Origin of the sequence: Streptomyces profundus (assembly GCF_020740535.1) — a bacterium.
Lineage (GTDB): Bacteria > Actinomycetota > Actinomycetes > Streptomycetales > Streptomycetaceae > Streptomyces > Streptomyces profundus.
This window is the reverse complement of sequence record NZ_CP082362.1, coordinates 364,186-378,837: the sequence shown is the minus strand read 5'-3', so window position 1 is coordinate 378,837 and position 14,652 is coordinate 364,186. Positions and strand designations below refer to the sequence as shown.

General features: G+C 72.0%; 13 protein-coding genes. 11 read left to right on the top strand and 2 right to left on the bottom strand.

What is annotated here, in order from left to right:
- The first annotated feature begins 162 nt into the window (after positions 1 to 162).
- The 11 genes from pdxS to K4G22_RS01570 all read left to right on the top strand — a co-directional run bounded on the left by pdxS (position 163) and on the right by K4G22_RS01570 (position 12,278).
- On the top strand, positions 163 to 1,086 hold the full coding sequence (pdxS, locus tag K4G22_RS01620; protein WP_228077782.1) for a pyridoxal 5'-phosphate synthase lyase subunit PdxS: 924 nt from the start codon (positions 163 to 165) through the stop codon (positions 1,084 to 1,086).
- 13 nt (positions 1,087 to 1,099) lie between these two features.
- Positions 1,100 to 1,705: a pyridoxal 5'-phosphate synthase glutaminase subunit PdxT gene (pdxT, locus tag K4G22_RS01615; protein ID WP_228077781.1), complete on the top strand. Its 606-nt coding sequence runs from the start codon at positions 1,100 to 1,102 to the stop codon at positions 1,703 to 1,705.
- A gap of 67 nt (positions 1,706 to 1,772) precedes the next feature.
- The gene (locus tag K4G22_RS01610) at positions 1,773 to 2,525 is read left to right on the top strand and encodes a YebC/PmpR family DNA-binding transcriptional regulator (protein WP_228077780.1); all 753 of its coding nucleotides are present in this window, start codon (positions 1,773 to 1,775) and stop codon (positions 2,523 to 2,525) included.
- Positions 2,526 to 2,929: 404 nt separating this feature from the next.
- The gene (gene ruvC / locus K4G22_RS01605) at positions 2,930 to 3,502 is read left to right on the top strand and encodes a crossover junction endodeoxyribonuclease RuvC (protein WP_228077779.1); all 573 of its coding nucleotides are present in this window, start codon (positions 2,930 to 2,932) and stop codon (positions 3,500 to 3,502) included.
- Positions 3,499 to 4,134 (top strand): Holliday junction branch migration protein RuvA, encoded by a 636-nt coding sequence (gene ruvA, locus K4G22_RS01600; RefSeq protein ID WP_228077778.1) that lies wholly within the window; start codon positions 3,499 to 3,501, stop codon positions 4,132 to 4,134. Before ruvC ends, ruvA begins: the two co-directional genes overlap by 4 nt.
- 82 nt (positions 4,135 to 4,216) lie before the next feature.
- On the top strand, positions 4,217 to 5,281 hold the full coding sequence (ruvB, locus tag K4G22_RS01595) for a Holliday junction branch migration DNA helicase RuvB (protein ID WP_228077777.1): 1,065 nt from the start codon (positions 4,217 to 4,219) through the stop codon (positions 5,279 to 5,281).
- 173 nt (positions 5,282 to 5,454) lie between these two features.
- Positions 5,455 to 5,922 carry a preprotein translocase subunit YajC gene (yajC, locus tag K4G22_RS01590; protein ID WP_228077776.1) on the top strand — a complete coding sequence of 156 codons (468 nt, stop codon included), beginning with the start codon at positions 5,455 to 5,457 and terminating at the stop codon, positions 5,920 to 5,922.
- A gap of 91 nt (positions 5,923 to 6,013) precedes the next feature.
- Entirely contained in the window at positions 6,014 to 7,864 is a 1,851-nt protein-coding gene (secD, locus tag K4G22_RS01585) for a protein translocase subunit SecD (protein WP_228077775.1), read from the top strand.
- Between the two features lies 1 nt (position 7,865).
- A complete protein-coding gene (gene secF / locus K4G22_RS01580; protein WP_228077774.1) occupies positions 7,866 to 9,053 on the top strand; it encodes a protein translocase subunit SecF in 1,188 nt (395 codons plus the stop codon).
- 5 nt (positions 9,054 to 9,058) lie between these two features.
- Entirely contained in the window at positions 9,059 to 9,619 is a 561-nt protein-coding gene (locus tag K4G22_RS01575) for an adenine phosphoribosyltransferase (protein WP_228077773.1), read from the top strand.
- A 208-nt stretch (positions 9,620 to 9,827) separates the two neighbouring features.
- Complete coding sequence (locus K4G22_RS01570; RefSeq protein ID WP_228077772.1) at positions 9,828 to 12,278, top strand: RelA/SpoT family protein; 2,451 nt, start codon at positions 9,828 to 9,830, stop codon at positions 12,276 to 12,278.
- A gap of 83 nt (positions 12,279 to 12,361) precedes the next feature.
- Here the strand turns inward: K4G22_RS01570 and K4G22_RS01565 are convergent, their stop codons facing one another.
- On the bottom strand, positions 12,362 to 13,591 hold the full coding sequence (locus tag K4G22_RS01565; protein ID WP_228077771.1) for a DUF349 domain-containing protein: 1,230 nt from the start codon (positions 13,589 to 13,591) through the stop codon (positions 12,362 to 12,364).
- Positions 13,592 to 13,781: 190 nt separating this feature from the next.
- Positions 13,782 to 14,621, bottom strand: a complete 840-nt coding sequence (locus tag K4G22_RS01560; RefSeq protein WP_228077770.1) for a peptidylprolyl isomerase — start codon at positions 14,619 to 14,621, stop codon at positions 13,782 to 13,784.
- Positions 14,622 to 14,652 lie beyond the last annotated feature (31 nt).

The following is a 14,652-nucleotide window of genomic DNA, read 5'->3' as shown; positions in this document are numbered from 1 at the left end:
CCGGAGAAGGCCACCTTCGGGTGAAATGGGGGAGTGCGACAGCCGTTCGATGGCGTGGTGAGGGGGCTCCGAAGGGCCCCGCGGTCCGCCGGGACCCTCGTCCCACCATCGACGCGTCGCACGATTACCGTCGCGTAGCCCCCCGTCGAGTGAGGTCGATCCGTGTCCAGCACGCCCGAGAACACCAGCCCCGCCCCGGCGAACCCGGAGACCGGCACCGCCCGCGTCAAGCGCGGCATGGCCGAGCAACTCAAGGGCGGGGTGATCATGGACGTGGTCACCCCCGAGCAGGCCAGGATCGCCGAGGACGCCGGCGCGGTGGCCGTGATGGCCCTGGAGCGCGTGCCGGCCGACATCCGCAAGGACGGCGGGGTCGCCCGGATGTCCGACCCGGACATGATCGACGGCATCATCGAGGCCGTCTCCATCCCGGTCATGGCCAAGTCCCGCATCGGGCACCTGGTCGAGGCGCAGGTGCTCCAGGCCCTCGGTGTGGACTACATCGACGAGTCCGAGGTGCTCACCCCGGCCGACGAGGTCAACCACACCGACAAGTGGACCTTCACCACCCCCTTCGTCTGTGGCGCCACCAACCTGGGCGAGGCCCTGCGGCGGATCGCCGAGGGCGCCGCCATGATCCGCTCCAAGGGCGAGGCCGGCACCGGCAACGTGGTCGAGGCCGTCCGCCACATGCGGCAGATCAGGGGCGAGATCGGCCGGCTGCGCGCGCTCGACAACCACGAGCTGTTCGCCGCGGCCAAGGAGCTGCGCGCCCCCTACGAGCTGGTGCGCGAGGTGGCCGATCTCGGCAGGCTGCCGGTCGTCCTCTTCTCCGCCGGCGGCGTGGCGACGCCGGCCGACGCCGCGCTGATGCGTCAACTCGGCGCCGAGGGCGTCTTCGTCGGCTCCGGCATCTTCAAGTCGGGCGACCCGGCCAAGCGCGCCGCCGCCGTGGTCAAGGCCACCACCTTCTACGACGACCCCAAGGTCATCGCGGATGTCTCCCGCGGCCTGGGCGAGGCCATGGTCGGCATCAACCTGGACGCCGAGCCGGGTGCCGAGCGCTACGCGAACCGTGGCTGGTGAGCGGGAGGCGGCCATGACAGCGGACGACGCGGCTCCCGTGGTGGGCGTGCTCGCCCTCCAGGGCGACGTCCGCGAGCATCTGTCGGCGCTGCGCGCGGCCGGGGCCGAGCCCCGGCCGGTGCGCAGGCCCGAGGAGCTGGCGGCCGTCTCGGGTCTGGTGATCCCCGGCGGCGAGTCCACCACCATCTCCAAGCTGGCCACCGCCTTCGGCCTGCTGGCCCCGCTGCGCGAACGGGTCGCCGACGGGCTGCCCGTCTACGGCTCCTGCGCCGGGATGATCATGCTCGCCGACAAGATCCTGGACCCGCGCTCCGGACAGGAGACGGTCGGCGGCATCGACATGATCATCCGCCGCAACGCCTTCGGCCGGCAGAACGAGTCCTTCGAGGCCGCCGTCGAGGTGGCCGGGGTGCCCGGCGGCCCGGTGCGGGGCGTCTTCATCCGCGCCCCCTGGGTCGAGTCAACCGGGGCCGCCGCCGAGTCCATCGCCGAGCACCAGGGGCACAGCGTGGCCGTCCGCCAGGGGAACCTGCTGGCGACCGCGTTCCACCCGGAGCTGACCGGCGACCACCGGGTGCACGCGCTCTTCCTCGCCATGGTGCGCGCGGCGGCCCGCTGAGCTGCCGGTAGGATCGCTGGGCGATCGACGTAACGGAAATAGTTGGCGACATCGAAGGAGCAGCGCTGTGTCCGGCCACTCCAAGTGGGCAACCACCAAGCACAAGAAGGCCGTGATCGATGCCAAGCGCGGCAAGCTGTTCGCCAAGCTGATCAAGAACATCGAGGTCGCGGCGCGCACCGGCGGCGGCGACCCGGACGGCAACCCCACGCTCTTCGACGCCATCCAGAAGGCCAAGAAGAGCTCGGTCCCCAACAACAACATCGACCGCGCGGTCAAGCGCGGGGCGGGCCTTGAGGCCGGCGGCGCCGACTACCAGACGATCATGTACGAGGGCTACGGCCCCAACGGTGTCGCCGTGCTGATCGAGTGCCTCACCGACAACCGCAACCGCGCGGCCTCCGACGTCCGCGTGGCGATGACCCGCAACGGTGGTTCCATGGCCGACCCGGGCTCGGTCTCCTACCTCTTCCACCGCAAGGGCGTGGTGATCGTCCCCAAGGCCGAACTGGCCGAGGACGACGTGCTGGGCGCGGTGCTTGAGGCGGGCGCCGAGGAGGTCAACGACCTGGGGGAGTCCTTCGAGGTGGTCAGCGAGGCCGGCGATCTGGTCGCGGTCCGCACCGCGCTCCAGGAGGCGGACATCGACTACGACTCCGCGGAGGCCAGCTTCGTCCCCACCATGCAGGTGGAGTTGGACGAGGACGGGGCGCGCAAGATCTTCCGCCTCATCGACGCGCTGGAGGACAGCGACGACGTGCAGAACGTCTTCGCCAACTTCGACGTCGCCGACGACGTGATGGCCAAGGTCGACGCGTAGGTCCGTCCGGCGGATCCCGGTGCGCTCGCGGCTCCCCGGGCCCCAAGGGCCCGCGGAGCCGCATCGCCCTCGTACGCCCCAGCCCGGCGCCCCGAGGGTCCCCCCGGACGAAGTGGGGGGAATGCCGGGGCGGTTCTGGTAACACGGCGAGGAACCCCCATCCGCTGGGGGCACCTCTCCCGGACGAAGTCCGGGGGAGTCGTGCAGGCCCTGGGCCGCGCGCCGCACCGCCGGCGGGTCAAAGGACCGGCCGCCTCGGCTCCTTGGACGGCCCCCACGCGCCGCGCGGGGGCCGTCGCCACGCCGGGCGGAAGCCGCGCGCCCGGCGTTGTCAGTGCCGCCAGGTAGCCTGCCCCACGGCTGGTCAACGGGCCGGTCCTGGGGGGCGAGAGCAAGGAGAGCCGGTGCGGGTACTGGGAGTTGACCCGGGGCTGACCCGCTGTGGCATCGGCGTGGTGGACGGCGTGGCCGGCCGCCCGCTGCGGATGCTGGCGGTCGGCGTGATCCGCACCCCGGCGGAGACGGACACGGCGCTGCGCCTGGTGGAGATCGAGCGCGGCATGGAGGAGTGGCTGGACGCGCACCAGCCGGAATCCGTCGCCGTGGAGCGGGTGTTCAGCCAGCACAACGTCCGCACCGTGATGGGCACCGCGCAGGCCAGCGCGGTCGCCATGCTCTGCGCCGCGCGGCGCGGGCTGCCTGTCGCGCTGCACACGCCCAGCGAGGTCAAGGCCGCCGTCACCGGCAGCGGCCAGGCCGACAAGGCCCAGGTCGGCGCCATGGTCACCCGGCTGCTGCGGCTCGCCGCCCCGCCCAAGCCGGCGGACGCGGCCGACGCGCTCGCGCTGGCGATCTGTCACATCTGGCGCGCCCCGGCCCAACAGCGCCTGCGCGCCGCCCAGTCGGCGGCAGCCGCCCGGCTCATCCCTGCCGTCACCCCACCGAACTCCCCACCGAAGGGCAGCGCCCCCGCATGATCGCCTTCGTCCAAGGGCCGGTCGCCGCCCTCACCCCCGACACAGCGGTGGTGGAGGTCGGCGGCGTCGGGCTGGCCGTGCGCTGCACGCCCCCCACGCTGGCCGCGCTGCGGCTCGGCGAGCCGGCCAGGCTGGCCACCTCCCTCGTGGTCCGCGAGGACTCGCTCACCCTCTACGGCTTCGCCGACGAGGACGAGCGGCAGGTCTTCGAACTGCTCCAGACCGCGAGCGGGGTGGGCCCCAGGCTGGCGCAGGCGATGTTGGCCGCGCACCGCCCCGACGGGCTGCGCCTCGCCGTGGCCACGGGGGACGAGAAGGCGCTCACCGCCGTCTCCGGCATCGGCAAGAAGGGCGCGCAGAAGCTCCTGTTGGAGCTGAAGGACCGGCTGGGCGCCCCCCTGGGCTCCGCCGCGCCCCAGCCCCCGGCGCAGCGCGCCGGCGGCGGTCCCGCGCCCGGCTGGCGCGACCAGCTGCTCGCCGCCCTCGTCGGCCTCGGATACCAGCCGCGGGAGGCGGAGCGCGCCGTCGAGGCCGTGACGCCGCAGGCCGAGGCCACGCTCGCCGAGGGCGGTCAGCCAGCCGTCGCCGGGCTGCTTCGGGCCGCGCTGCAGTCCCTCAACCGCGCCCGCTGACCCGACGGAACGCGTGTGACCGCCCCGACCGCCGAGCACGACTCCAGCACGACTCCAGTACGACCCCAGGAGGACAGCCGAAGTGAGCCCGGACGACGACAGCGTGGGCGGCGGCGTGGACCGGCTGGTCGGCGCGGCGGCCGACGGCGAGGATCTCGCGGTCGAGGCGGCGCTGCGCCCCAAGGACCTGGGCGAGTTCATCGGGCAGCGGCGGGTGCGCGAACAGCTCGACCTGGTGCTGCGTGCCGCCAGGGCCAGGGGCGGCACGGCGGACCATGTGCTGCTCTCCGGGTCCCCCGGGCTCGGCAAGACCACCCTCTCCATGATCATCGCCGCCGAGATGGCGGCGCCGATCCGCATCACCTCGGGCCCCGCCATCCAGCACGCGGGCGATCTGGCCGCGATCCTCTCCTCGTTGGCCGAGGGCGAGGTCCTTTTCCTGGACGAGATCCACCGCATGTCCCGGCCGGCCGAGGAGATGCTCTACATGGCCATGGAGGACTTCCGCGTCGACGTGATCGTCGGCAAGGGCCCAGGCGCCACCGCCATCCCGTTGGAGCTGCCCCCGTTCACCCTGGTCGGGGCCACCACCAGGGCGGGGCTGCTGCCGGCGCCGCTGCGCGACCGGTTCGGCTTCACCGGGCACATGGAGTTCTACGAGCCCGCCGAGCTGGAGCGGGTGGTGCACCGCTCCGCCGGGCTGCTGGGCGTCGAGGTCACCGCCGAGGGCGCGGGGGAGATCGCCGGGCGCTCCCGTGGCACGCCCCGGATCGCCAACCGCCTGCTGCGCCGGGTGCGGGACTACGCCCAGATCAGGGCGGACGGAGTGGTCACCAGGGAGGTCGCGGCCAGCGCCCTTGAGGTCTACGAGGTGGATGCCCTCGGCCTCGACCGGCTGGACCGCGCGGTGCTGCGGGCGCTGCTCAAGCTGTTCGGCGGCGGCCCCGTCGGCCTCTCCACGCTGGCGGTCGCCGTGGGGGAGGAGCGGGAGACGGTGGAGGAGGTGGCCGAGCCGTTCCTGGTGCGGGAGGGGCTGCTCGCCCGCACCCCCAGGGGCCGGGTGGCCACCCCTGCGGCCTGGCGCCATCTGGGGCTCACCCCGCCCGACGCGCCCCCCGGCGGACAACCGGGACTGTTCGGGACGTGATGACGCCCCAGCAGGCGTGGTTCACCCCCCGTGGAACTTCGATAGCATCCAGGACGTTGTTCCCCTGGCGCAGCCTCGCTTAGACTCCGCCGATGCCATCCGCCCCTAGGACGGCGCCCTGACCCCCGAATGCCAGGCCGCGCGAGCGGCCAAACAAAGGAAATTCCCCCGCCGTGGATATCGCGTTTCTCTTCCCCTTCATCCTGCTCATCGGCGTCATGTTCCTGATGACGCGCTCCGCCAAGAACCGCCAGCGTCAAGCGCTGGAGATGCGGGAGTCGATCGAGCCCGGCACCGGCGTGCGGACCATCGGCGGCATGTACGCCGAGGTCAAGGAAGTGCGTGAGGACACGGTGCTGCTTGAGGTCTCGCCCGGAGTGCAGGCCATCTACGCCAAGAACGCGATCGCCGTGGTGCTGGACGCCGAGGAGTACCAGCGGATCGTCGACGGCGACGAGCCCGAGGACGACGAGTCCGTGGTGGTCCCCGACGACGCCTCCGCCCTGACCGCCGACGAGGCCGAGGAGCGGGTGGAGCTGGAGAAGAAGGACGGCGAGGACGAGGCGCGGGAGGCCGAGGACACGTCGGCCAAGCGGCGCGACCGGGGTGACGACGAGGGCGAGAGCGGTTCCAAGGCGTAGGGCTACGGCTTCGGCCGTTCGTCAGTCATTCCCCTGAGCCCTGCCGCGAGCACCGGGTGCGCGGGGCATTGGACAGAGAGAAGACGAGAAGGTGGCGACACCGAAGAAGGGCCTTGGGCCCTCACGGAAGCGGGATCTGAGGTCCCGGGGCCAGGGCAGGCCGGGCCTGGCCCTGGCGTTGATCCTGCTGATCGTGGTCGTGCTCACCGGAGGCATGTTCGTGTCGGGGCACACCACGCCACGGCTCGGCATCGACCTCGCCGGCGGAACGAGCATCACGCTCACCGCCCGCCCCGACGCGGGTGACGAGGACGCGGTCAACGAGACCAACCTGAACACGGCCGTCTCCATCATCGAGCGCCGGGTCAACGGTCTCGGTGTGCAGGAGGCCGAGGTCCAGACCCAGGGCAGCGAGAACATCATCGTCAACATCCCCAAGGGGACCGACGAGGAGGCGGCCAGGGAACAGGTCGGTACCACGGCCGAGTTGGGCTTCCGTCCGGTGCTCTCGGCCGCCGACGCCCTGCCGCCGCAGGAGCCGGCGCCCGAGGAGGGCGAGGAGGGCGCCGAGGGCGAGGATCCGGCGGAGGAGCCCACCGAGGAGCCCTCGGAAGAGGGCACCGACGGCGAGGACCCGGCCGAGGATTCCGCCGAGGAGCCGGCGGACGACGCCACCGAGGAGCCGGGCGACGGCCAGGAGGACCAGAGCCTCGGCGTCCCCGGCGCCGACCGGGACACCGGCGGTCTCTCGCCGGCCTCCTACCGCACCGACGACGAGGCCACCGACGAAGCGACGGAGGAGCCCGCCGAGGGCGAGGACCCGGCCGCGGACGCCGCCGCTCTCCAGGCCCGCCTCCAGGAGCTGGACTGCACCACCCCGGACGCCAGGCTGGCCGCCAGCCGCGCCGCCGCCGAGGCCCTGGACGAGGAGCCCATCGTCTCCTGCGACACCCAGCGCCCCGTCAAGTACGCCCTCGGCCCGGTCGCCGTCCCCGGCACCGACGTCAGCGACGCCAACTCCGTCTACGACCCCAACCAGGGGTGGATCGTCCAGATGGAGTTCACGGGCACCGGCGCCGACCGGTTCGCCGACATCACCGCGCAGCTGTCCACCCAGGTCGAGCCGCAGAACCAGTTCGCCATCGTGCTGGACGGCGAGACGGTCTCCGCGCCCAGCGTGCGTGAGCGGCTCGGCGGTGGCCGTGCCGAGATCTCCGGCACCTTCGACCAGGACTCGTCGGACGAGCTGGCCAACATCCTGAAGTACGGCGCCCTGCCGCTGAGCTTCGACGAGGCCAGCGTCTCCACCGTCTCCCCGACCCTGGGCGGCGAGCAGCTGCGCGCCGGCCTGATCGCCGGTGGCATCGGCCTGGCCCTGGTCGTGCTGTACATGCTGGTCTACTACCGCGGTCTCTCCCTGATCGCGCTGGCCAGCCTGGTGGTCTCCGGCATCCTGACCTACGCGATCATGGCGCTGCTCGGGCCGGCCATCGGCTTCGCGCTGCACCTGCCGGCCGTCTGCGGCGCGATCGTCGCCATCGGAATCACGGCGGACTCGTTCATCGTCTACTTCGAACGGATAAGGGACGAGATCCGCGAGGGGCGCAGCCTGCGTCCCGCCGTGGAACGGGCCTGGCCGCGGGCCCGGCGCACCATCCTGGTCTCCGACTTCGTCTCCTTCCTGGCCGCCGCGGTGCTCTTCATCGTCAGCGTCGGCAAGGTGCAGGGCTTCGCCTTCACGCTGGGCCTCACCACCCTGCTGGACGTGCTGGTGGTCTTCCTCTTCACCAAGCCGCTGATGACGCTGGCGGCCCGGCGGAAGTTCTTCTCCAGCGGGCACTCCTGGTCCGGGCTCGACCCCAGGCGTCTGGGGGCGCCCCCACCGCTGCGCCGCGCGCGCCGTCCGGCCCCCGTTGTTCCCTCCGACCCGAAGGAGGCGTGAGATGTCACGGCTCGGCGATCTCGGTGCCCGGCTCTACCGGGGCGACGTCAAGCTCAACATCGTCGGCCAGCGCAAGATCTGGTACGCCGTCTCCCTGCTGATCACCGTCCTCGCGCTCGCGGCGCTGCCGCTGCGCGGCCTCCAGATGGGCGTGGAGTTCGAGGGGGGCGCGATGTTCACCACCCCGCCCACCGAGATCTCCGAGGAGGAGGCCAGGGACGTGGTCAGGGCGGAGACCGGCCATATGCCGCTGGTCAACACCCTGAGCGACGACACCATGCGGATCCAGGTCGGCGGCCTGGAGCCGGAGCAGTCCAACGAGCTGCGGGCGGCCCTCGCCGAGGAGCTGGGCATCCCCACCTCGGAGCTGAACGCCGAGGTGATCGGCCCCAGTTGGGGTGAGCAGATCGCCAAGCGGGCCTGGCAGGGCCTCGCCATCTTCATGGTGTTGGTGGTCATCTACCTGGCCATCGCCTTCGAGTGGCGCATGGCGCTGGCGGCGCTGATCGCCCTGGTGCACGACCTGACGATCACGGTCGGCGTCTACGCGGTGGTCGGATTCGAGGTCACCCCGGGCACGGTCATCGGACTGCTGACCATCCTCGGGTACTCGCTCTACGACACGGTGGTGGTCTTCGACAGCCTCAAGGAGACCACCCACAACGTCACCCGCCAGTCCAGATACACCTACCGCGAGCTGGCCAACCGCAGCCTCAACGCGACCCTGGTGCGCTCCATCAACACCTCGGTGGTGGCGCTGCTGCCGGTCGCCGGCCTGCTCTTCATCGGCGGTGGGCTGCTGAACGGCGGGATGCTCAACGACATCGCGCTGTCGATCTTCGTCGGCCTGGCCGCCGGTGCCTACTCCTCGATCATGATCGCCACCCCGCTGGTCGCCGACTTCAAGTCGCGGGAGCCCCTGATCGCGGCCAACGACCGGCGGGTCCTCCTCAAGCGCGCCAAGCGTGCGGAGAGCGGCCAGCCGGAGGAGGCCGAGACCGCCGAGCAGGCCAGGAGCGCCGATGACGAGCCGGTCGAGTCCTCGGCGGACGAGGCGCCGGACGACGAGGCAGGCGGGGACGACGAGGCCACCCCCGTGGGCGCGGCCGGCGGTCAGCGGCGTGGCCCGCGCCGCCAGCCGGTCTCCCGCACCAGGGGCCGGGGCCGTCCCTCGGGCAAGCGGCGGTGACGGCCGTGACCTCGCGGGAGGGCGCTGAGCGGCGGCTCGGCGAGCTGCTGCTGAGTCGGGTCAGGGATGTCGCCGACTACCCCAAGCCCGGCATCGTGTTCAAGGACATCACCCCGCTGCTGGCCGATCCGGAGGCGTTCTCCGCGCTGATCGAGGCGCTCGCCGCGATCGCCGAGGAGCGCGGGGCCACCAAGATCGTCGGTCTGGAGGCGCGCGGCTTCATCCTCGGCGCCCCCGTGGCGCTGCGGGCCGGGATCGGCTTCATCCCGGTGCGCAAGGCGGGGAAGCTGCCGGGCGCCACCCTGGCCCAGCGGTACGACCTGGAGTACGGCAGCGCGGAGATCGAGATCCACGCCGAGGATCTTTCCTCCGACGACCGGGTGTTGATCGTGGACGACGTGCTCGCCACCGGGGGGACCGCCGAGGCCGCGGTCGGCCTGGTGCGGCGCACCGGGGCGCGGCTCGCCGGTCTGGCCGTGCTGATGGAGCTGGGTTTTCTTCCCGGCAGGGAACGTGTGCTCGCCGCTCTGGGCGACACCCCCTACCAGGCGCTCATCACCGTCTGACAACGCACGCACACAGCAGGGGCGCTCGCCATGGAGGCGGGCGCCCCCTCGCGTGTGCCGGTTGAACGCGAACGGTTTGCCCGCCCTCGTTACCATGGCAGTCCGATCGTTCCCCGGCCGGACTCTTCTCCACGCCGTGTACGGCCAGGAGGACCGTTCCCCCCGCCGAGCCACCCCGGCGCGGAGAGGGGCCGCACAAGGAGTGCCCTTGCCCGACGACGCCCAGCCGCTCACCTCCACGCAGCGGAAGAACAGCAAGCCCGCAACGGCCCTCGGCTGGCGCGACGGCGGCGCGGACTCCCACGCGCAGGGCGCCGCGGCCCCACCGGCCACTCCGGCGGTCTCCGGCGTCTCCGGCCGCTCCGGTTCGTCGAACCGCGTCCGGGCACGGCTGGCCAGACTCGGCGTCCAGCGCTCCACCCCGTACAACCCGGTCCTCGAACCACTGCTGCGGGTGGTGCGGGCCAACGACCCCAAGGCGGACACTGCGGCGCTGCGCCAGATCGAGCAGGCGTTCCAGGTCGCCGAGCGGTGGCACCGGGGGCAGAAGCGCAAGAGCGGCGACCCCTACATCACCCACCCGCTGGCCGTCACCACCATCCTGGCCGAGCTGGGCATGGACGCCGCCACCCTGATGGCCGGGCTGCTGCACGACACCGTCGAGGACACCGAGTACGGCCTGGAGACGCTGCGGCGCGACTTCGGCGACCAGGTGGCGCTCCTGGTGGACGGCGTCACCAAGCTCGACAAGGTCAAGTTCGGCGAGGCCGCGCAGGCCGAGACGGTCCGCAAGATGGTCGTCGCGATGGCCAAGGACCCGAGGGTCCTGGTCATCAAGCTCGCCGACCGGCTGCACAACATGCGCACCATGCGGTTCCTGAAGCGGGAGAAGCAGGAGCAGAAGGCCCGCGAGACGCTGGAGATCTACGCCCCGCTGGCGCACCGGCTTGGCATGAACACCATCAAGTGGGAGCTGGAGGACCTGGCCTTCGCCATCCTCTACCCCAAGATGTACGACGAGATCGTGCGGCTGGTCGCCGAGCGGGCGCCCAAGCGGGACGAGTATCTGGCCACCGTGATCGACGAGGTGCAGGCGGACCTGCGCGGCGCCCGGATCAAGGCCACGGTCACCGGGCGGCCCAAGCACTACTACAGCGTCTACCAGAAGATGATCGTGCGCGGCCGGGACTTCGCCGAGATCTACGATCTGGTGGGCATCCGCGTCCTGGTGGACACCGTCCGCGACTGCTACGCGGCGCTCGGCACCGTCCACGCCCGGTGGAACCCGGTGCCGGGGCGGTTCAAGGACTACATCGCGATGCCCAAGTTCAACATGTACCAGTCCTTGCACACCACCGTCATAGGTCCTGGCGGCAAGCCCGTCGAACTGCAGATCCGCACCTTCGACATGCACCGCCGCGCCGAGTTCGGCATCGCCGCGCACTGGAAGTACAAGCAGCAGGCCGTGGCCGGCTCGTCCAAGGTCCGCACCGACAGCCCCAAGCGGGTCGGGGACAAGAGCGGCACCGTCAACGACATGGCGTGGCTGCGGCAGTTGCTCGACTGGCAGAAGGAGACGGAGGACCCGGGCGAGTTCCTGGAGTCCCTGCGCTTCGACCTCTCCCGCAACGAGGTCTTCGTCTTCACCCCCACCGGGGACGTGATCGCGCTGCCGGCCGGCTCCACCCCCGTCGACTTCGCCTACGCGGTGCACACGGAGGTGGGCCACCGCACCATAGGAGCCAAGGTCAACGGCCGCCTGGTGCCGCTGGAGTCCACCCTGGACAACGGCGACACCGTGGAGATCTTCACCTCCAAGGCCGACGGCGCGGGGCCCTCCCGCGACTGGCTGGGCTTCGTCAAGTCGCCCCGGGCGCGGAACAAGATCCGCGGCTGGTTCTCCAAGGAGCGCAGGGACGAGGCGATCGAGCAGGGCAAGGACCTGATCGCGCGCGCCATGCGCAAGCAGAACCTGCCCATCCAGAGCGTGCTCACCGGGGACTCCCTGGTCACCCTCGCCCACGAGATGCGCTACCCCGACATCTCCTCGCTCTACGCCGCGATCGGCGAGGGCCATGTGTCGGCGCAGAGCGTCGTGCAGAAGCTGGTCCAGGCGGTCGGCGGCGAGGACGCGGCCAACGAGGACCTCGCCGAGACCGCGCCCCCCGTGCCGGCCGGAGCCCGCCGCCGCTCGGCGGCCGACCCCGGCGTGGTGGTGAAGGGCGTGGAGGACGTCTGGGTCAAGCTCGCCCGCTGCTGTACCCCGGTGCCCGGCGATCCGATCATCGGGTTCGTCACCCGGGGCAACGGCGTCTCCGTGCACCGCGCGGACTGCGTCAACGTCGACTCCCTGTCCCGCGAGCCGGAGCGCATCCTGGAGGTCGAGTGGGCGCCCACCCAGTCGTCCGTCTTCCTGGTCGCCATCCAGGTCGAGGCGCTGGACCGCTCCCGGCTGCTCTCGGACGTGACCAGGGTCCTCTCCGACCAGCACGTGAACATCCTGTCGGCGGCCGTGCAGACGTCGAGGGACCGGGTGGCGACCTCCCGGTTCACGTTCGAGATGGGCGACCCCAAGCACCTCGGCCATGTGCTGCGCGCGGTGCGCCGCGTCGAGGGCGTCTACGACGTCTACCGCGTCACCTCACCGCGCCGCCCCTAGCCACACGCGGAACGCGGCGGGCGGTCGGGATCAACTCCCGGCCGCCCGCCGCGCGTTCGCCCACAAGGGAGCAGCGGGGAAGGTCAACCACCGAACTCCTGGAGGCCCTTGAGGGCCTGGTCCAGCAGCGCCTGGCGGCCGGCCAGCTCCTGCTCCAGCTTCTGCGCCTTGGCCGTGTTGCCCGCCGCGCGCGCCTTCTCCTCCTGCTCCCGCAGCCGGTCGACCGCGTCCTGCAACTGGCCGGTCAGCCCGGCGGCGCGCGCCCTGGCCTCCGGGTTGGACCGCCGCCACTCGGCGTCCTCGGCCTCACGCACCGCGCGCTCGACCGTGTGCATCCGCCCCTCGACGCCGGCCCTGGCGTCACGCGGCACATGCCCGATCGCCTCCCAGCGCTCCCCGATGGAACGCAGGGCCGCCCTGGCCGACTTGAGGTCGGTGATCGGCAGCAGCTTCTCCGCCTCGGCGGCCAACTCCTCCTTGCGCGCCAGGTTCTCCCGCTGCTCCGAGTCCCGCTCGGCGAACACCGCGCCACGCGCCTGGAAGAAGACGTCCTGCGCGGCCCGGAAGCGGGCCCACAGATCCTCCTCGGCGTCCCGGTGCGCCCGGCCGGCGGCCTTCCAGTCCCGCATCAGCTCGCGGTAACGCGTCGCCGTGTCCCCCCAGTCGGTGGACCCGGACAGCGCCTCCGCCTCACTGATCAGCTTCTCCTTGCGCCGCCTGGTCTCCTCCCGCTGCGCGTCCAGCGCGGCGAAGTGCGACTTGCGCCGCTTGGAGAACGCCGAACGGGCGTGGGAGAAGCGGTGCCACAGCTCGTCGTCGGTCTTGCGGTCGAGCCGGGGCAGGCCCTTCCAGGTGTCGACCAGGGCGCGCAGCCGTTCGCCCGCCGCGCGCCACTGATCGCTGGACGCCAACTCCTCGGCCTCGGCGACCAGGGCCTCCTTGGCGACCCTGGCCTCCTCGCTCTGCTTCGCGCGCGCGGCCTTCCGCTCCTCGCGGCGGGAGTCGACCGTCGCCACCAGCGCGTCGAGCCGCTTGCCCAGGGCCACGAGGTCGCCGACGGCGTGGCCCTCGTCCACCTGCGCCCGCAGATGGTCGATGGCGGCCGTGGCGTCCTTGGCGGAGAGGTCCGTGGTGCGCACCCGGCGCTCCAACAGCCCGATCTCCACGACCAGACCCTCATACTTGCGCTCGAAGTAGGCGAGCGCCTCCTCGGGAGAGCCCGCCTGCCAGGAGCCGACGACCTTTTCCCCGTCGGCCGTCCGCACGTACACGGTCCCCGACTCATCAACACGGCCCCACGGCTCGCTGCTCACAGCGCCTCCTCTTTTGATGCGCGACGGGCTCAACACCCGCGGCACCGTCCACAGTTCTCGCCGGCCCACACCGGCTGCCGGGCCCGCACGCCGACGCGCCAGGCCCCGCACACGGCCAAACATAGGCGACACCCCACCCGGCTGTCCGCACCTTGCCGGGCGGAAATTGCCCGGCGAGGGGGCCTGTTCCCTAGGCCAACGGCTCCACCGTCGCCTCGTTGATCACGACGGTCGCGTGCGGCGCGGTGTTCCCGCTGGTCGGATCGGGCTCCGCCGCGCCGGTCTCGGCGATCATCTCGACCACGTCGAGCCCCGCCGTGACCGTCCCGAACGGGGTGTAGCTCGCGGGGAGTTCGCTGTCCTCGTAGACGACGAAGAACTGGCTGCCGCCGGTGTCGGGGCCGCTGTTGGCCATGGCCACCGTGCCCGCGGGGTAGACGCCGTCGGCCACCGCGGGATCGTCGAGGTTCTCGTCGGGGAGGGAGTAGCCGGGGCCGCCCTGCCCGGTGCCCGTCGGGTCGCCGCACTGCAACACGTGGATGCCCTCCGTCACCAGGCGGTGGCAGGGGGTGTGGTCGAAGTAGCCCTCGCCGGCCAGGAAGGCGAAGGAGTTGACCGTCTGCGGAGCCGCTCCCGGGTCCAGCGTCAGCTCGATGTCGCCGCAGGTCGTCGCGAGCCGCATCAGCTGCTCGCCGTCCGTGTCGACGGTCATCTCCGGCACGCTGTCCCACTGTTGCCCCGAGGGCTCCCCGTCGGCCGGCGGGTCGCAGGGGTCCTCGACGGGCTCCGCCGGCTCCTCGGACGGCTGCTCGTCGGTCGGCTGGTCGGACGCCGCCTGGTCGGAGGTGTCGTCGTGACCGTTGGCCCAGACCGCCCACGTCGTTCCGGCGCCGGCCACCACGAGCACCGCCACCGCGACGCTCAGGACGCGGTATCTGCGCCCCCGCTTGGCCCGCTCCGCCCTGCGTCGCGCCTGCCGCTCGTACTTGGCCCGCGCGAGTTCCCTGCGCCGCCGCTCCTTGCTGGACACCGCGCTCTCCTTTACGCCACTGGATACTTCA

What these genes read in the sequence shown, in the direction of transcription:
- pdxT (WP_228077781.1), top strand. Translation starts at nt 1,100, where the DNA reads ATGACAGCGGACGACGCGGCTCCCGTGGTGGGCGTGCTCGCCCTCCAG.
- ruvA (WP_228077778.1), top strand. Translation starts at nt 3,499, where the DNA reads ATGATCGCCTTCGTCCAAGGGCCGGTCGCCGCCCTCACCCCCGACACA.
- secF (WP_228077774.1), top strand. Translation starts at nt 7,866, where the DNA reads ATGTCACGGCTCGGCGATCTCGGTGCCCGGCTCTACCGGGGCGACGTC.